The sequence below is a fragment of the Hymenobacter sp. HSC-4F20 genome, assembly GCF_019599275.1.
GTDB lineage: Bacteria > Bacteroidota > Bacteroidia > Cytophagales > Hymenobacteraceae > Hymenobacter.
The window spans coordinates 25,352-44,241 of sequence record NZ_JAHZTD010000011.1 but is presented as its reverse complement, the minus strand read 5'-3'; the positions used below and the strand labels follow the sequence as shown (position 1 = coordinate 44,241).

Here is an 18,890-nt window from a genome sequence, read left to right as displayed (position 1 = left end):
AGTTACAGATGAGCTCCCAGCAGTTCTTAAACCTGGCAAGCGTGAAAAGATTATCACAGAGGTTGCTAAGTTGACTGCTTATGGGAAAGGCACAAGTCACCTGATGCGAATGAGTGAATTCTTTTCAATGTACCTTTTCGCATGGTCTAACGTGCTCTGGCCAACAAAAACGTCAGCGGGTGGAGCAACTGTACTGGATCTGCCTACTTTCAATGATGTATATCCGAATGAACCAGCGGCTACAACAAAAGTCGTTGGAAAAGCTGACCAGATAGTTGTTTCTAAAACACCATTGGGCGAATCTTATGACAACGAAGCTGTAGCGTTAATAAGCTTTTATTCAACTCTGGGAAAAGTCCGTCGGGCGTTGGCTAACATTCCATCATATATGATGTGTGATGACCATGAAATTACTGACGACTGGTTTTTAAACTTAGAATGGGTTGAAAGAGCATATAGCAGCTCCTTAGGTACAAAGATTATTCAAAACGGAATGGTAGCCTTTGCTGTATTTCAGTCATGGGGCAATACTCCTGCTCGTTTTAATGCTGATACACCAGGTGGAGATTTGCTTACTAAATTACAGCAAGTTCACAGCGCGCGAGGTGACGCCATGTCAGTAAAATGGAATGAAATTGGTAATATAATTTTGCCGAAAATTTCATATGATGGAAGAGGGCCTAACAATACACCAATGAAATCATTGGAAACCAATTTCGGTATTGATTATCACTTCTCAATTGTTTTTAATAAATTTATATTAATAGCACTGGATTCACGAACTCATCGCCAGTTTACCGATATTGATTCCCCTGCTAAACCGCCGGCACTCCTGAGCTATTCCGCTCTTACTAATCAAGTTAATACGCCGTTGAATAGCTTGCCGGCTTCGGTAGAAGTAGCCTTGGTGCTATGCCCGGCGCCGATGTTCGGTCATTCCATTGTAGAAGGCATAGTTCAAGAGCTTGTGGCAGGTATTGATGATGCCCCCTTCCACCTTTTCAGTACTAAAGCTACGGATGGTCACCCAATTTCTGGTAATGAAAACCAGGATAAAGAAGCTTGGGCATTTAACGAAGATGGAATGCAAGGTGCCCTACGCGAATTTTCCAAATACAAGCGCGTGGTTTTCTTTTCGGGCGATGTTCATTACGGCTTCAGTGTCAATGTTGATTACCATAGACCGGCTATTTCAAATCCTAGTAATACAAATTTGCCTGTTAGAGCGCATTTTACTCAGTTAGTCTGCAGTTCGCTAAAGAATCAAGACTCTAAGACTCGTCTTTCGGGTACTCTTGCTTCCCAGGCCATGACTCTGTTAGACAGAGCAACGCTGATGTATGCTGGCTGGTCCTTACCTGTACCCAATCCACACGTGATGCAGCATGATAAACAGGAACTTCATGGTATACCTGTGTACAGACACGAAGCACCAGTGGTTATCAGAATGACTGATGAACGGTATTATAAAGACGCGCAAGGTGATTACCCACAATGGGAGTACTCATTGCAATTTGCGTTAGATAAGAGAAACAAGTCTGTGCGCTTTCCTAACGCGCCAGTATTCACTTGGACAACCAATACGTTAGATAAGGTTAAGCAAATCAGCGTCGAACATATGAAGTACGGAAATAATCGAGTAGGCGTTGGTGAAGATCAGATAGGAGACGTTACCTTTTCATGGGATTCGTCGAGTAAGTCAGTAAAGCAAAGCTTTTGGTACAAAAGCCATGGCAATCCTAGTCAAGTAGATCCCTTCAATCACACTGTTCACACGGTAGTTTTACCTTCATTCTAGCAAAAATGACGATTGCAACTCTGCTTCTTGATCCGAATTATGGGGGTTTATATATTGCAATCGGCATGGTACCATGTATTTTTCTAGTCATTTTAGAGTTGGTATTCACGAATCTTTACGTGAATAAAAATAAAATAATATATTTTATACTATTTTTATTGCCATCATGTGTTACAGCGTTATATGCGTTTGCTCTTATTGGATCAAATGAACAGCCTTTTATAGGATTGGGTGTTGCTTCATTTATAGCAATGTTTATGATGTTATTAATTAATATAGCACATATTTTTAAAAAAAAATAACATGACCAAAAATTCATATAAAATATTTATTAAAAGTGTTACAAATATTTTTAATCCTTTAATAAAAACGTCGAATAGCGAGATAGAAATACTAAACTTTCTTAATGCTATAGGATGGAATATTTCTATTTTATCGTCAGCTGATAAAAATAAAATTGTTGATAAAATAAAAGCTGTTAACTTGATTTTATTGCAATTGGTGTCTACTATTGAAAGTTCAACACCAACATCATTTGCTGATGCGCGAAATTTATTGGCTAATATTAAGCAGGCAAGTACGGCGTTGACTTTATTGTCCACTCAGGGTACTTCCTTGGATACTGAGCTGAGCGGCCTGCCTTCTGATATTATTAATAAGTTATTTGTTATTTATTTAAGTAGATATCATCAAGGTATTTATTCTCTGCTATCCTTGCTGGGAATTATTGAAAAAGATTTAATTTTAGTTCAGGTCGGAAGTGATTACTTAAAAGCGTCGAGTGATATACCAAATATCAATTTCAATAAAGCCCTTTCTTTTTTTAGAAATCCTACCCAGCTTCTAAAGTCAGAGTATATTCCAAACGGCTCTGCGGATTTAGCAAATCTGACTACCACAAACAAGGTAGCTCAAAAGCTATTTACCCGAGTTGCTGATTTTTTAGCGACGATGGGGATTGAGGCTAGTGTAGGTAGTCCTATGCTGGATGCCGGTCTATCTGCTGTAGACCTAAAACGGATGGAGGGTGTGTTGTCCTTATACAAACAATTCACAAGTGGCAATACATCGTTGACAATTGGAGCTGCCATTGGCTTGCTTCCTGTCGATGAAGGGGGACCGGGTGTCTACATCCTGCCCAATGGCATAGTAGATGTTACCAAAACCATCGGCGACTGGCTGCTAGATATAGAGGCCAGTGCTAATACAGGCGCTTTTGTTCTTGGTAATAATACTTCGGGCTTAAGCTCGTCTATCGGCAGTAACGGAGGAAAGATCAAGGTAGGGTTGTTCTCTCTGCCTGACACTACTTATTCTATCGGCAACGTCGATGGAACCCGGTTGGAAATAAAGGACTTGAGCGCCGCCGCATTTCTAGCGTTGCAGAATGGCAAAGAGGATTACGGCGTGAATCTGTCGGCTTCTGACGTATCCCTGTTTCTGGCACCAGATGAAGGCGACTCCTTTATCAACCGACTGCTGCCCACTGGCGGAACCGAAGTACATTTTGCATTAAACGTCGGCTGGGCGAAAAGCAGAGGCTTGTACTTTGGCGGCAACGCAGGCCTGCGCGACCAGGTCAGCTTCAATAACGGCCTAGGGCCAAAGTTTTTGAACCTGAAGTCGCTAGTGTACGAAATTAAGGTATCCGATAAGCTTTTCGTGGTATTCGGCGCATCGGCTCAGTCGCAGTTGGGGCCTGTCACGGCAACGGTAGAGAGTATTGGGCTAAAGGCCGAACTCAAAAAAGCTGACGAGATAGGCAACGTCGGACCTTTCGACCTAGACTTCAGCTTCAAAGCCCCTACCGGCGTGGGCATTGCAGTCGAGTCCGACATCCTCAAGGGCGGGGGCTACCTCTCCATCGACCCGGCTAACCACCGCTACGCCGGCATTGCCAACCTGACCTTCCGCGACAAGCTGACGCTGAACGCGGTGGGCATTCTGCAAACCGAGCTGCCCGACCAGCAGGACGGCTACTCGCTGTTGCTGCTGATTACGGCGCAGTTCGCTCCTATTCAACTAGGGCTGGGCTTCACGCTGAATGGCGTGGGCGGCCTGGTGGGCGTTAACCGCACGCTTAACATTCCCTACCTGCGCGAGCAGGTGAGGGCCGGCCGTATGGATCGGCTGCTGTTCCCGGCCAACGTGCTGGACAACCCCACCGAGGTGCTCAGCACGGTGGAGAGCAGCTTCCCCGCCGCCGAAGGCCGCTACGTGTTCGGGCTTATGGCCAAGATTGGCTGGGGCACGCCCAGGCTTATAACTCTGGATGCGGCCCTGATTCTGGAGCTGCCTTCCCCGGTGCGCCTGGCTTTGCTCGGGGTGCTACAAGCCATCCTGCCCGACGAAGCTCACCCTATCGTCCGGCTGCGGGCCGACTTCCTAGGCTCCATCGACTTTGGGGCCAAGAAAGTGGCCTTCGACGCCACGCTCACCGACTCGAAGATTCTGCAGTTTGCCCTCACCGGCGATGCGGCCTTCCGCCTCTACAGCGGCGAGAATCCGGTGTTCGTGCTGACTTCGGGGGGCTTCCACCCGGCGTTTCAGCCCCCGGCCAATGCCGATTTGCCGACCCTGCGCCGCCTGACGCTGGCCCTAGCCAATACTAATGATCTGAAAATCATCCTGACCAGCTACCTGGCCCTCACCTCGAATACGGTGCAGTTTGGTAGCCGCCTGGACTTGTTCCTGGATCTGCCCTTTGGCTTCTACGTGGAAGGCTTCATGGGCTTCGATGTGCTGTTCCAGTTCCATCCGTTCCGGGTGGCCGCCTACGTGGGCGCCGGCGTGGCTATCAAGCGCAAGGGCAGCACCAAGCTGGGCATCTACCTCTCGCTGAATGTAACGGGGCCGGCCCCGTGGCATGTGGTAGGCGAGGCTAGCTTTAAAGTATTGGGCTTCAAAATCAAGGCCCGCATTAACAGCACCTTTGGTAGAAGCGCCGCCGAGCGGTTGGAGGCCGTCAACGTACACACGCTCTTTACCGAAGCTCTCAACGCGGCCGGCAACTGGGAAATGGAGTTGCCCACCGGGGCCACTTCCAACGCGGCTGTGCTGCGCTCCGTGCCCGAGGGGGCCAGCAATCTGCTGCTCGACCCCAGCGGAGCGCTGGTGTTCCGCCAGAAGCTCGTGCCGCTGGGCTACCAGTTGGAGAAGTTCAGCAATGCCAGCGTGGCAGGCAACAACCGGTTTGATATTACCGAAATCAAGCCCCTGCAGCTGAATGGTACAGCTATTCAGAGCGCTGATAATGAAGAAGTAACCGACTTCTTCGCCCCCGAGCAGTTCCGCCGCATGAGCGATGCGCAGAAGCTCTCGGCCCCCTCGTTCCAGCGGATGCGCAGCGGCCTGCGCCTGCGCGGCCTCAACGGCCTAGTCGGCGGCAGCCCCGTACAGAAAGTGGTGGAGTACGAGCACGTGGTGATGTCGCGCCCCGCCACTAGCGGTGTTGCGGCCTTGTCGGCCGACGTGGTAGCCGCGGACAGTGCGGCTACCCCCGCGGAGGTAGTTGCTACCACCCTGCCGCCGGTGAAACCCACCGAGGCTACCTACCGCAAGCTGGCCAAGAACAGCAGCATTGGGCGCGCTTACCTGCGCACCCGCACCTCGGCGCGGGCACCCCGCCCCATTACCTGGCAGGAAGATGCCTACGCTGTGGTGTACGCCCGCAACCTGAGCCTGTACACGGAAGCAGCTTCCTTCCCAAGCGAAGCCGAGGCCACAGCCTATTTGCAGCAGCAGGTAGCCAACCGCGCCGTGCAGGCCAGTGAGCTGCTGGTAGTGCCGGCCTACCAGCTGGCGCTGGTGTAAGGCTCCTGCGGTTTCGTAGCAGGCGTTATTGGTATATCAGGCTGTATTCAACTCCGAACCACAGGCTTCTCTCTAAGGAAGTCTGTGATTCGGGGCACTGGAAGTCAGCAGAGCTGCTGGTAGGTTACTGATTATAATATGGCGGACACCAGGAGCTTTACATTTCCTCGCCACCGCACCTTATCAATACAATCTATTCACTATTTATTCTAAGCTCTTTTGAGCTAGATCTACTATATGGCCTTAGATTTTCAAGCTTATGGTAATAATGGCTACAATGGTAGCTATATCACGTTTACCGAAATCACTCAAGCAAATGGTCAGGTACAACAATACTTCAACTTTAGCATCTCCAACGATAACAACACTCCTATTTCTGGGGTAGTAGATGTGGGAGAAATACCCGTTGATGTGCCGGTTCCTCGGGCAGGTCAAACCTATACTGTTTATCTTTCTGGGGGCGGGGAAACGGTGTCGAAAAATGTTCGTGTTCCGGCCCCCACCCCGCCCGATACTTTAGCCATCGACCGGATTGTGCCTGAGGCGGATACTTCTGCTACCTCTGATAATGGTCGAGCTACAGTCTTTGTGAAGGGCATCACTTATACGACGGGTGGCGTTACTGGCCGCCTGAAGAAAGATGGCGAGGCCTGGCAGAACTGGACGAATTTTTCGAACTACAAGTACGATGGAGCCAGTCTGCCCTTTGAAAACCTGGGCCCCGGCCACTACTCTGTAGAGGTGATGGGAGGCAACAGCCCCAGGGTGTTGCAGGGAGAGTTTACCATTGTCAACTCAGTAGCCATTTTGGCCATTGACCACATTGTGGTACAGCCAGATAGCGCCATTACGGGCGACAACGGCAGCGCTGATGTGTTCGTCAAATCGGTTTCCGGGGCTACCATTACTGCCACTGTTACGGGGCGCATTAAGAAGGACGGCGGGAATTGGCAAAACTGGGAGTCTTTTTATAACCATAACGATGGCACTAGTAATGCCTATAACCAGGCCAGCCACATGTTCCAGGGGCTGGCGGCGGGCACCTATGCCGTGGAGGTGCAGATATCCGACGGCCAGCCTACCCTGACGGGTACCTTTATTATAAAGGATACGGTACCGGTTGTGCAGGTAGGCGACCAGCTTTCCTTCATTCCCTGGGTGAAAAGCAAGCTGACCCAGGTGGCACAGGCGGTGCAGGGCTCGGCCCGGCCCGCCATTACGCTGCGCCTCACGGCTACCAGCCGTACCAACGCGGGTAGCCCCACGGAGGAGCACATCGAGAAAACGGCGGAAGTGTACGGCCCCGGCGACGTGCTCGGCATCAACCCGGACGCTATCCTGGATACTAACCCCAACCCCAACGAAACGCAGTTTTCGTCGTTGCAGCTGGCTTCCATCGAGTTCAAGGAGGAAGACCTGCCCTGGCGCTACAGCCCTACCGGCGCTACCTCCACCCAGCCTTGGCTGTTTTTGCTAGTGCTGGAAGAAGGCGAGTACACCTTGCCGGAGCAGAACACCACGCCGCTGCCGCTGGTGCGCGTGCCCGTCACCAGCCCCGTTACCGATAAGCCCGTTTTCCCGGCGGTAGACCAACAGTCGTTGTGGGCGCACGTGCAGGCCCACCAGGCTCTGACGGCTGCTGACATGAACGAGTTTCTGAACACGAAGCTGAAGGAGCGGCCCGAGCTGGCGTACTCGCGCGTGTTCAGCCCGCGCCGCCTGGCGGCCGGCAAACGCTACCGGGCTTTCCTGCTCCCGGCTTTTGAGGCGGGCCGCTTGGCGGGGCTGGGCCAGCAAATTCCGTCAGGGGTGAGCAGCAATACCTCCGCCTGGGACGGCAAAACCGGCAGCGTCGACTTCCCCGTGTACTACGACTGGGAGTTCCAGACCAGCGCCACCGCCGATTTTGAGTCGCTGGTGCGCCAGCTGCAGCCTGTGGCAGCTGCTGCCACCGCCCCCCTGGGCAACATCTTGGTTGATACGGGGCGGGAAGACTACCTGCTCGATATGCCCGGCGTGCTGGTGCCCGAGGTGGCCGGCATAGGAGAAGTAGAAGCGGAAGTAGCCCAGTATCTGTACGATGAGCTTAAGCCGGGCTTTGTGGTCACGCCCTCCGTAGCTGGCCAGCGCCCGGTGGTTACGCCTCCCCTCTACGGCCGTTCCTACCTGAACTCAGCCGGGCTCAGCGACCCCCGCACGAGCACGCAACTCACCACCTGGCCCGAGCAGGTGAACCTCGACCCGCGCTACCGCCTGGTCGCCAGCCTGGGCGCTCAGCTGGTACAGGACAAGCAGCAGGACTTTGTGGAACGGGCCTGGGAGCAGGTGCGCGACGTGCTGCTGGCCAACCAGAAGCTGCGCGGGGCCCAGTTCGGCCTGCGCACGACCAAAGGGCTACGCCAGCAGCATTTGCCCGTAACCATTACTACCCTTTCCGCGGGCCAGCAAACCAAGTTGGGGGGCGAGGCGGAAACGGCCGGTTTCGCGCGGATGGCGCTTGCCGATGCCCCCGCTGCGGCCGCCCCGGCCCCCGAAACGCTCGTCATCGAATCCCTGGACAACTACGGCCTGCACCTGACGGGCATGGCCCTGGACCGGGTGCGCCCCTTCGGCACCGGCCTTACGGCCCGGCAGGCCATTCGGGAAAGCAACGTGCCGGTGGCCGCCTTCAGCCCGGCTTTCCGCCGCATTACCAAGCCGTTCGGGCGCTACCAGGTGGGCCAGGCCGGCCGGCCCCTGCGGCCTACCCAGCCCGAAACCACCCCGGCGGCCCGCACGCTGGTGGAGCCGGGCACCAGCCTGCGCCAGCGCGACGAGCTGCTGACCCTGCTGCAACGTCAGACGGTGCAAGCCGCTGCCCCGCGCCGGGAAGCCCTGCGCCTCTCGCAGTTCAACGACCAGGCAGTGGACCAGTTGCTGAGGGACGAGGAAGGAGGAAGCCCCCTGCCGCTGCGCGTGCTTCGGGGTAAGGAATATCAAGCCGTGTCCGAAACCATGCAGCAGGCGTTCAGCGAGGCATTCGGAGAGTTCAAAGCCGGAGTTATGGCCGCAGGATTCGAGACGGTGCGCCCCCGCCTACCCTTCCTGAACCTGGACGCCGTGAAAGGAGGCGTGCTGCTCGGCACCCAGCCCGAGCGCGTATTCCTTTCCCGCGTCGGTGATGCTGGCGGGGCCCAGGTGCCTCTGCCCGTGCTACCCGGCGACTGGGCCGCCGAAGATTTTGAGGCCCCGGATTTCCTGCTGCTGGCGGAAGAAGAAACCACCACGAAGCCCAGCGAGCCACCCCTCATGGCGACCCTGAGCCGGAAAGCGGAAAGCTCCGAAGCGGCACTGCGCGCAACCAGCGCCGAGGCCAGCTTTGCGGCCGCCAGCGCCGAGGACGAGCTAGCCGCTGCCCTGCTGCCGGTCAGCAACTCGCGGGCCGCACTGCGGCCCGCTCCGGGCGAGGTGCTGCTCAAGCCGGTCATGGCCTACCCCGTCTTCCCCGACGCTCTGGGCGAGCTGCTGCGCAAAAGCCACCCCGATTTGTTTCTGCCCAACATTGAGAACTTCCCGGCCAACAGCATCACCCAGCTGGAGGTCAACCAAGCCTTTATTGAAGCCTTTATGCTCGGGGCCAACCACGCCCTGGGCTCGGAGCTGCTCTGGCGCGAGTACCCCACCGATATGCGAGGTAGCTACTTCCAGCAGTTCTGGGACGTGAGTGAGCACCAGAACATGCACCTGGACGACGAGCCCACCGCCGCCGAGGAAGAAGCCTACCTCGATGTGCAGCCCCTGGACCAGTGGGCCAACCCGCTGGGTGGCAACCGCCCACCGGAGGCCCGCTCGCCCAACCTGATGCTGGCCATCCGCTCCGACTTGGTGCGCCTCTACCCCAACCTGGTTATTTGCGCCCAGGCGGCCCACGAGGTGAGTGGCGTGCTACAGCCCGATGAAACGCGCACCGTATACCCTACCCAGCGCCTGAACGTGGGCCAGGATATGGTGACGGTGAACTTTGAGCTGCCCCTGGCCGAAGCCCGCGGTACGGGCCAGGGCACCGACCTGGGCTACTTCCTGGTCTTCATGGAACGGCCCGGCCAGCCGCAGTTCGGCCTCGATGCCAGCCTGCCCCCCAATACGGCTGCCACCGACGACCCGGCTACCTGGAACGACTTCTCCTGGCCCTACCTGGCCACGGAGGAAGGCGACAACATCGACCTGGGCAACTTCGCCTCGGCAACCAAGCCCCACGTGCTGGCCGACCCCAAAGTGCCCTACGTGCGCAACAGCGCCCAGCTGGCTTACGCCCTGTTCCAGCAACCCATTATGGCCTCGGTACACGCGGCCGAGCTACTGTAGTAGAATAGCAAGAGTTTATCCATCAGTTTATTATTCTAGTTGAACCAGGCTACTATTATGCCCGATATCACTTCATTTTCCTCGCAGTATCCGGTGCTGCTGTTCCCGGTGCGGGTGCAGGTTAAGTTTGTGCGCAACCCCCAGGCCCCCCACGAGCTGCGGGTGCGCTTCTACCCCGACCAAATCGGCATCAGCACCCACGAGTGCGGGCTGACCCCGGCCGAAATCGAGGATGCCAAACGCTACTGGGAACAGGCTGACCCCGAGGGCAAGTCCCGCACCGCCCTGCACTCGCTGCCGCTGTGGCGCGGCCTAGTGGAGAAATACGGCTCGCCCCGCGCCCTGTGGATTGTGCGCCAGCTCCGCCCCACCAACCTAGATGCCATGGCCCGGGACCTGACCCTCACGCCCCAGTTCCCTACCCCGGAAGAGGCCACCGACAGCTGGACCGAGGCGGCGTATTCGCGGGTGATGCCCCACCACTTCTCGGTAGTGCTCTACGACCAAGCCGATACCGGCGCGGAGGTAGAGCCCTTCCTGCGCCAGCAGCTGCTCGACAAGCTCCAGGCACCCTACAACGACGCCCGCCGCCCGGGCCTGGCCCGGCTCATTCCCAACCCTACCTCTGAGTTTCTGGTGGCCCGCCGCGTAGTAGAAGGGCGCGCCATTTCCGCCGACAAGCTGACGGTAGGCTTTGATCCTCAGTTGTCTGGCGTTGAGGCGGGTATCACGGGCCTCGACGAGGGCAATGCCTGGACGGTCGACTTTCCCAAGGCCGTGGAGCAGGGCATGGCCCTGAGCATTCCCCTCTCAGATGAAGAGTACGAACGCGGCTTTAAGCGCCTGGTAGTGGTAGGCGTGCGGGAAGATGTACTCGCCGATGGCACCCCTACCTCCGGCCGCCTGCACCAGATTCTGCACGACCACCGCTTCACCGACGGGCTGGCGCTGGTGCCCCAAGGCACGCCTACCAACAACGCCGACGCCGACGGGGCGGGCTTCAGCTCCGACGAGCAATTCGATGCCGACGCCAGCTTTGCCCTGCTCACGCAGTCTGCGCCCGGTCCGGATACCGATGGCGGCCGGCTGGCTACCGCCCTGGGCCTACCCGAGGCCATCCTCGGCGACGCGCTGACCGTGGCCCACGCCACTACTACCGACGGCCAGGAGGCTGTGCGCATGAACCAGGCCCTGTGGCCCGCTACCTACGGCTACTACCTGGAGCAGATGCTGCGGCCCCTGCTGAGTTTGCCGGCCATCGACTGGGTACGCTCCTTCTTTGAGCGGTACGTATCGGGCCGGGGGCCGTTGCCTGCCTTCCGGGTAGGCAATGAGCCGTACAGCGTGCTGCCCACCACCCGGTTTTCGGCCTGGGAAGCGCCGGCCTCGCCTAACCACTACGCCACCACGCTCCAACAGGTGCTGCGCCGCCTCGACGTTACCTGGACCGAGCGCCTAAACCAACAGGGACTGCGCCCGGCGGGCCTTTACCCTACCACCGTGGGCGCCGCCGCTGCCCAGGTAGCCCTGCCCGCCGCCCCCACCGACCAGCAAAACCTGCTCACGGTGCTGGGCGCCGATGCCACCTCCGTGGAGTACTACCAGCGCTACATGATGGGGCCCGTCATGGCCGACTCGCTGAACGCCATGGCGGTGGCCCGGGCCCAAACCATCTGGTCCAGCCAGAAGCGCACCAAGGCTCGCTTCGGCAGCAACGAGGCACCCCTGAACCCGCTTTACGAGGAGTTTCGCACGCTGCTCGACACGGCCGACTCCGCTGGCGGAACCCTGGGGCTAACGGCCGAGCAGTGGCCGGTTATCTTCGACCAGGTGTTTCAGACCACCTTCAGCCAGGTAGCCCACTCCTTCGCCGACCAGGCCAGCCAGGAGCGCCAACTCGGTTCCCTCATCGACGACCAACCGCTGTCGGAAACTGAGGGGCTGGCCCCACTCCCCAACCTAGATAAGAACTACATCGAGTGGCTGGCCACGGCTAGCTTCGATGACATCCGCCGCGAAAACCTGCCCTATGACGGGCCGCGGCCCCAGGCCCTGCTCTACCGCTTCCTGCGCCAGGCCGTGCTGCTCCAGTACTGGGACGCGGCCATGCGCCTGCTGCGCAAAACCGACGAGGAGCGGGCGGAAAAAGAGCTGTTTAACATCTTGCAGCAGGATACGGCACCCTGGGAGTGGCTCTACCACGACTACAACGGGCAACAGCTCCACCTGGCCCTGCAAGCCGACCAAGGCATACAAGATTACTTGGCCGCTGTGAAGTCCCTGGCCATCCTGCCTACAGCCCGTCTGGAGCGCCTGCTGGCCGAGCACCTCGACTTGGGCAACTACCGCATCGATGCCTGGAAAATTGCGCAGGTAGCCCAGCAGCTTACTACCCTGCGCCAGACTCGCCCCGAAGGCAGCTACCTGGGCGCCTTCTCCTGGCTGGAGGACGTGAAGCCGGCCGACCAGTCGGTGGCCGGGCCGGACGGCGTGCGCCTGGATCCCGATAACCTGGGCTTTATCCACGCCCCTACCCTCAACCACGCTACGGCCGCTGCCATTCTGCGCCAGGGCTACAAGTCACGCCAGCTCACCACCGAGGCCGAGGACCCCGCCGCCAAGCGCATGGCCGTTAACCTGTCCTCGGAGCGCGTACGCAAGGCCCTGGCCGTGCTGGACGGCATCCGGGCGGGCCAGAACCTGGCGGCGGTGCTGGGGCAGGAGTTTGAAGCCAGCCTGCTGCAAACCCCGGCCCGCGTGGAGGGCCGCCCGTATGGGGCCTACCTCCCCATTTTCCGCACCCACTTTCCGCAGGCCAAGTCCCAGGCCCTGAGCCAGCAGGCGGCTTCCGCCGAAGCCGCCCCGGAACAGGCTGCCCGCCAGGTGGTGGATGGGCTGGCCTTGCTGCAAGCCTATGATACCTCAGCCTACCCCTACGGCATAGCCGACCTGCCCGCTGCCACCCCGGAAAATGCCGAGTTTGTGGCCGCTGTAGATCAGCACTTGGCTGCCCTGGCCGATACCCTCGATGCCCTCGGCGACCTGACCGTGGGGGAGAGCATGTACCAGGCCGTACTCGGCAACGCCGATCGGGCTGCGGGCATGCTCGAAAGCGTGGCCAAGGGGCAGTTTCCCGTGAACCCGGAAATTGTGCACCCGCCCCACACCGGCAACTCCATCACGCACCGGGTGCTGCTGCACTTGCCCGCCACCCGCGGGGCCTGGGAGGGGGTAGCCCTCACGCCCCGGGCCAGCGCCGAGCCGCGCATTAACAACTGGTTGGCCGGCTTCTTTGGTAATCCTGCGGCCGTGTCCTTCTCCTTCATTGGCACTACTGACGCACCAACCGCAGTTAGTGGTAGTGATAAACTGGTGGACGAAGAAACCGGCGCTGTGGAATCGGTGATGCTGGCCGAGCTGGGGCTACAACCCATTGACCTGCTCTACCTCCTGGAGCCGGGCCAGCTGCAGGCCGGCTCTGCCCTGGAACAGCTGCTACTGCGCGCCCTGCGCCGCAAGCAGGCCACTACCCCCCGTACCAACGCCGGAGTAGTAGTAACCGCCTGGGCCCTCGACTATGAAAGCGCCGGGGTACAGGCCCTGCGCCGCCTGCTGCCCCTGGCCGGGCGCCTGCGCCAGCTGCTGGGCGGCACCCGCCCGGCCCTGCCCGATGACCTGCGCGCCCCCAGCCAGCTGACGGGCACCCCGGCCGCTACCTCCGAGCCGGTGGGCGTGGAGCAGGCTGAGGTGCAGGACCGCCTGCACGCCAGCTTCGAGGCCCTGCAGGCCCTGAGTGAGCAGCTAAACGGTCAGCTAGAGCTGACGGCTCCCCTGTCTTCGGCCGAGCAGGCCAACCTGCGGGAGCTGTTCTACCGTGTGTCCTTGTACGGGGTGCCCGAAGCCAGCCAGGCCCTGAGCGCCAAGGCCGAGCTGCTGCTGAACTCGCTGAGTACCGTGGCCCGGGCCGTGGCGGCCCGCGTGGCCGCCGCGGAGAAAGCCTTCGACCAGGAAGGAAGCCTGACCGACCGGTACACGGCCGTAGGGCAGGCCTTGTTTGGCCCGGCCTACCGCCTGAGCCTGATGGTTGAAACGCCCGCCGGCTACGCCCAGGCCGTGACGCCCGCCCGCGCCACCCAGCTGCTGCGCGCCCACCCCGACAACCCCCTCCTGCTGCAGGAGTGGCTGCAAGGCGTGGCCTGCGTGCGCGAGCCCCTGGATCAGCTGGAGAAAGTGTCCTTGATGAATGACCTGCTCTGGGCCGAGGAACCCGGCTACCAGCCCCTCGATCTGCAGCCCGCCCAGCTTTCGGCCGGCGCCGGCCCCGATGACTACTGGTTGGGCGTCCGTTTCCCCAGCAACTACGAGGCCCCGCGCGACGCCCTCTCGCTGGTGCAGGTGCTACCTGCCGGCTACCAGCCCGCAGACACTACGCAGTGCGCGCTGTGGGTAGACGAGTGGACAGAAATTCTGCCCCAGAACCTGGAAACCACCGGCTTGTCGTTTCACTACGACCAGCCCAACACGGAGGCTCCGCAGAGCCTGCTGCTGGTGGTGTCGCCCCGGGCCAGCACGCCCACCAGCACCTGGAGCTTCGAGGATTTGCTAGGCGCCATCAACGAAACCCTGGACCTGGCCAAAAAGCGCACCGTGGAGCCCGACAGCCTGGCCTTCACCCACCTGGGCACGGTGCTGCCCGCCCTGGTAGCCCCGGTGGCCCAGGCTGCGGCCACCTTCACCCTCGATTTCCGCCAGATTAAGCAAGCCGCCCAGGACCCCGCCCGCTTCGGGGAAGAACCCCTGGCTCCGGCCAACGAGTAAGGCGCCGCTACGAAGTAAGTTGTTGAGTATTATCCCGCTATAACTATATCTATGTCTGTTTTGAGAAAAGCCCAGGCGGTGAAAGCCATTGTGGGCAGCAACCGCCTGGAGCCCCGCCCGCGCAGCACCGAGTTCAACCGTAGCCTGCGCGCCGAAATCCGGGACCCGGCCTGGCTGCTGGCCCGCCAGTGGCAGATGAAAGAGTTCCGGGCCGAGGACCGCGGAACGCCCGCCTACGCCCAGGTGCAGATGGAGCTTTCCCGCCTCAACCAGCTGGCCGGGCCGGAGCAGCCGCCCCGCGCCTACCTCGGGGCCAAACCCCTGGAGGCCGTGGTGCAAGCCCAGCCCGTGCTCCCCGAGCCCGGCCTGCGCCTGCAGATGGGGCAGCACTGGCTACGCCTGCTGCGCACCCAGAGCCTGAGCCGTTATGCTCCCGGGTTCCGCACCGCGTTCAAACTGTCGGCTACGCCGGCCACGGCCGGGGCCGCCTACGCGCAGGAGCGTACCACCGCTGAGGTGCACCAGCTGCTGCTGGCCACCGATGGCCAGGCCCTCGATGGCTACGAGCTCTACCAGGCCCTGCTGGCGGGCTACCCTACCCGCCCGGCCGCGGCCGATGCCGAGGAACGGGTACCCGTGGGCACTACCCTCTACCAGTACCTCCGGGCCCGCCAAGGGGGCCCAGCCGTAGACGCCGCCGATGTGGCTCAGCTGGATGCGCTGAGCGTGCAGTTCGTGAACTGCTACTTCCGCCTGTATTTCGCCAGTGAAGCGGCGGATGCGTGGTCGGTGCCGGATATGAGCTACCAGTTTACCCTGGGCGCGCCTACCAGCGGAGCCGCGCCCCAGGCCCTGGGGGCCCGGGCCCACGCCGGCGCCGAGCTGCCCTGGTATACCGTGGATCAGCAGGCAGCTACGGGCTTCAGCAATGCGGGTACAGGCAGCGCCGTGGCCCCGCTCATCGACCGCGCCATTGAGAAAAAAGACTGGCCCGACCAGTACCGCGACCGGCACCCCGACCTGGAAACCCAGACGCTACGGTTTCTGCCCACCGAAATCCAGTTCCCCGGAGCCCCTAATGCCCGCTGGTGGGAGTTCGAGGACCGCAAAGTAGATTTCGGCCAGCTCACCGGCGACCCGTCGGACTTCGGGCGGATGCTGCTCCAGGAGTTTATGTTCCTCTACCAGAACGACTGGTTTGTATTGCCCTACGAAGTGCCAGTGGGTAGCCTGTGCGCGGTTAAATCCTTGCAGGTCACGGACGTGTTCGGGACTACCTACCAGCTGGAAGCTGCCGGTGCCAACCAGCAGCCCGACCCGGATGGGGAACTGACCCTCGACCATGATGCCGGGCGCTGGAGCCTGTTCGGCCACGCCCAGCCGGGCCAGCGGACCAGCGCCGAACCGCGCTTGTTAGTGCCTCCTACGGCCGTGGCGCCGCTGGTCAGCAAGCCCGTGGAGCAGGTGCGCTTCCGCCGCGAAGAAGCTACCAACCTGGTGTGGGCCCTTGAGGACACTATTCCCAATGGGTTCAGCCGGGGCATGGATGGCAACGGCGCCGCCGCGCTGGTGGCCGAGTACTTCCGCACCCAGGCGGAGCCGGCTACTACCCCGGCCGGGGCGAAATACGCCTACCGGCTCGCGTCCAGCGTGGCGGAAAACTGGATTCCCTTCGTGCCTACCCCCGACGGCGAGGGCACTTACCACCTGGAGCAGGGCCAGATGCGCCGCGGGCAGCCCGGCCTCGCGCCCGATGATCAAGTGGTGCAGCCCCGCACCTCGCTGTTGCAGCTGGGCGGGCCTACCGCTCCCTACCGCGTCCACGAGTACCAGGTACCGCCTACGGGCATGCGCGTGGAAAGCGCCTTCCACCGCACGCGCTGGCTCGATGGCCGCACGGTGCTCTGGTTTGGTCGCCACCGGGCCGTCGGGCAGGGCAGCTCCAGCGGCGGTAGCAGCGGCCTGGTATTCGACCAGCTGCTGACGGCTACACCGGCCTCCGCCGGAGAATAAACCGCCCAGCGGTGAACTAAAGGAGGATAGCTGCCCTTTCCAAGGCAGGTATCCTCCTACGGGCGGGCGACAGAAATACGCCTCAAGCTAGTACCCTTATTTTGCGGAAGGCACGCTTCCAACTTATAGCCCGCGCGCGGGCAGTCGAGTAGTTATTCCAGTAGTTTACAATACGTTACTTATGTCCTTTAAAACTAAGGAAGAGCTGCATAATGAGCTCTTTTCCGCCGTGCGTAGCAACGGTATAGGCGGCAAAACATCAGCCGCCGACCTGCGTACTTTTCTCGACAGCCTGCTGGACGAGCTAATTGTCCGGACCGAAGAAGGCCCGGGCTCCGGGGCGCTGACGGGCTTTGCCGAAGCCCCTGACAACACGGTGCCCGCGAAGGTAGACGGCGAGCTACAGTGGGTGGAGCTGGTCAGCCAGACGGATTTCGCCCTCTTTGCCCGCAACCGGGCCAACGTGGTGCACCCCGACCGTACCCGCACCTACTACCCCGACCACCTCACTGCCCTGCAGGCCAGTAAGCCCGGCGACGTGGTGTTGATTCCGGCGCCCATTGCCGACCCCAACCTGGCGGGCAACGTGGCGCAGATTGACATTCCGGAAGGCGTTTCAGTGCAAACCCAGGGCTTTCCTATTGGCAACCTGACCTCCACCGGCGACGCCCTGACGCTGCGAGCCGGTAAGGGCCAGGTCCTGGGTGGCGGCTCGGTGGTGTACTCCAACTCCGGGGGAGCCTGGGGCATTGGCAGCTACCCCAACGCCCCCGCCGCCAGCATCGACTACGACGTGCTGGACCTGCACTTTATCAGCGCCCCCGGCACCTCGGCTCTAACCCTGCAGGGCGGGGCCCGCGTCCGCTACCGCGGCAATATCACGGCTCACGGTCAAGCGGTGCACCTGCGCTACAGCGCTAGTTTCAGCGGCGAAGGCACAGTAGTCGCCGACGGCGAGGGCTCCGCCCTCTACGCCAACGTTAGCTCCCAGCTGACGTGGACGGGCAAGCTGGTGCTCAACAACCGCCGCACCATTGGGGCCGCCAACGGCTCCACGGTGCACCTGGAGCGCTGCCTGGTGCTAAGTGAGAACCGCTCCCCCGATGCTCCGGTGCTCATCGATGGTACCTACGCCAATAACAACACCATCATCCTGACCAATGCCACCGTGCTGGGCACGCCCGGCCAGCCCGTTATTGTGGCTCCTAAGGTGATTCTGCGCGGCAATACGGTGGTGGTAGGCACCATCGATTCGGCGCAGATTATTGATGAGCGGCCAGCCTCCGTGCGCGGGGCCGGAGGCGGGGGCGCCGACAGCAACCAGCTGGAATTTGTGCTGGAGAAAGGCACCGCCGATGTAGTGGTGCGCACCATGGGCAGCCGCCAAGCGGCCACCTACCTCACGCAGCAGCTGCAAAATGTGGGCAGCGTCAGCTATAAGGTGAACGGTACCCCGGCCACGCTGCCGCTGGCCCTGGCCGCCGGCAACACGCTGGAAGTGAGCATTCAGCGTGCTGATACCACTAAATCGGCCATCGTAACCCTGCTCGACTAATGACGCGGCGAACTACGTACTATTGCACCCAGCCGCCGCTGGCTCCCCCCGCGGCCCAGCTGGCCCCGGTCAACCGGGTGCGCTACTACCCCCGGCCCGGCTTTGCAACCCGTACGCCCGGCACGTTGGTGCAAGGCTCCCCCGACCGGCAGAGCTGGACCACGCTGCACACCATCACGGCCACGCCGGCGGAAAACCAGTTTACAGAGGCGGTGTTTGCCAACTCCCTGGCCTTCCGCTACATCCGGCTGCTGATGCCGGCCGGCGGCTACGGAAATTTCACGGAGATAGAGTTCTACCACGATGCCACCCGTCTGGTCGGTACTCCCTTCGGCAGTTCCGGCTCCTACCTGAACTATGGCAATACCTTCGAGAAGGTGTTTGATGGCGACGTGACTACCTTCTTCGATGCTCCGGATAGCAACCCCACGGAAATGGGCCTGGAGCTACTGGCCACTTCCGCGGCCCCGGGCGACTTCAGCGCTGCTGATTTCAGTGCCGCTGATTTCTACGTGAGTGCCTGATTACCAGAGTTTTTAGCTCGGCTAG

At 60.1% G+C, this 18,890-nt stretch carries 8 protein-coding genes; all 8 read left to right on the top strand.

Annotated elements, in window-relative coordinates; all coding sequences use genetic code 11:
- On the top strand, positions 1-1,798 hold a 1,798-nt coding region (locus tag K3G63_RS22440; RefSeq protein WP_220616397.1), incomplete at its 5' end, for a hypothetical protein.
- Positions 1,799-1,803: 5 nt separating this feature from the next.
- On the top strand, positions 1,804-2,100 hold the full coding sequence (locus K3G63_RS22435; protein WP_220616396.1) for a hypothetical protein: 297 nt from the start codon (positions 1,804-1,806) through the stop codon (positions 2,098-2,100).
- A 793-nt stretch (positions 2,101-2,893) separates the two neighbouring features.
- Positions 2,894-5,611 carry a DUF6603 domain-containing protein gene (locus K3G63_RS22430; protein ID WP_220616395.1) on the top strand — a complete coding sequence of 906 codons (2,718 nt, stop codon included), beginning with the start codon at positions 2,894-2,896 and terminating at the stop codon, positions 5,609-5,611.
- A 237-nt stretch (positions 5,612-5,848) separates the two neighbouring features.
- Positions 5,849-9,955 (top strand): hypothetical protein, encoded by a 4,107-nt coding sequence (locus K3G63_RS22425; RefSeq protein ID WP_220616394.1) that lies wholly within the window; start codon positions 5,849-5,851, stop codon positions 9,953-9,955.
- 57 nt (positions 9,956-10,012) lie between these two features.
- The gene (locus K3G63_RS22420; protein WP_220616393.1) at positions 10,013-14,773 is read left to right on the top strand and encodes a hypothetical protein; all 4,761 of its coding nucleotides are present in this window, start codon (positions 10,013-10,015) and stop codon (positions 14,771-14,773) included.
- 51 nt (positions 14,774-14,824) lie between these two features.
- Complete coding sequence (locus K3G63_RS22415; protein ID WP_220616392.1) at positions 14,825-16,786, top strand: hypothetical protein; 1,962 nt, start codon at positions 14,825-14,827, stop codon at positions 16,784-16,786.
- Positions 16,787-16,967: 181 nt separating this feature from the next.
- On the top strand, positions 16,968-18,341 hold the full coding sequence (locus tag K3G63_RS22410) for a hypothetical protein (RefSeq protein WP_220616391.1): 1,374 nt from the start codon (positions 16,968-16,970) through the stop codon (positions 18,339-18,341).
- On the top strand, positions 18,341-18,865 hold the full coding sequence (locus tag K3G63_RS22405; protein WP_220616390.1) for a discoidin domain-containing protein: 525 nt from the start codon (positions 18,341-18,343) through the stop codon (positions 18,863-18,865). The genes K3G63_RS22410 and K3G63_RS22405 overlap by 1 nt, the downstream gene beginning before the upstream one ends.
- Positions 18,866-18,890 lie beyond the last annotated feature (25 nt).

Coding starts and splice junctions, on each gene's coding strand:
- K3G63_RS22420 (WP_220616393.1), top strand. CDS start 10,013: ATGCCCGATATCACTTCATTTTCCTCGCAGTATCCGGTGCTGCTGTTC.
- K3G63_RS22425 (WP_220616394.1), top strand. CDS start 5,849: ATGGCCTTAGATTTTCAAGCTTATGGTAATAATGGCTACAATGGTAGC.
- K3G63_RS22410 (WP_220616391.1), top strand. CDS start 16,968: ATGTCCTTTAAAACTAAGGAAGAGCTGCATAATGAGCTCTTTTCCGCC.
- K3G63_RS22435 (WP_220616396.1), top strand. CDS start 1,804: ATGACGATTGCAACTCTGCTTCTTGATCCGAATTATGGGGGTTTATAT.
- K3G63_RS22405 (WP_220616390.1), top strand. CDS start 18,341: ATGACGCGGCGAACTACGTACTATTGCACCCAGCCGCCGCTGGCTCCC.
- K3G63_RS22415 (WP_220616392.1), top strand. CDS start 14,825: ATGTCTGTTTTGAGAAAAGCCCAGGCGGTGAAAGCCATTGTGGGCAGC.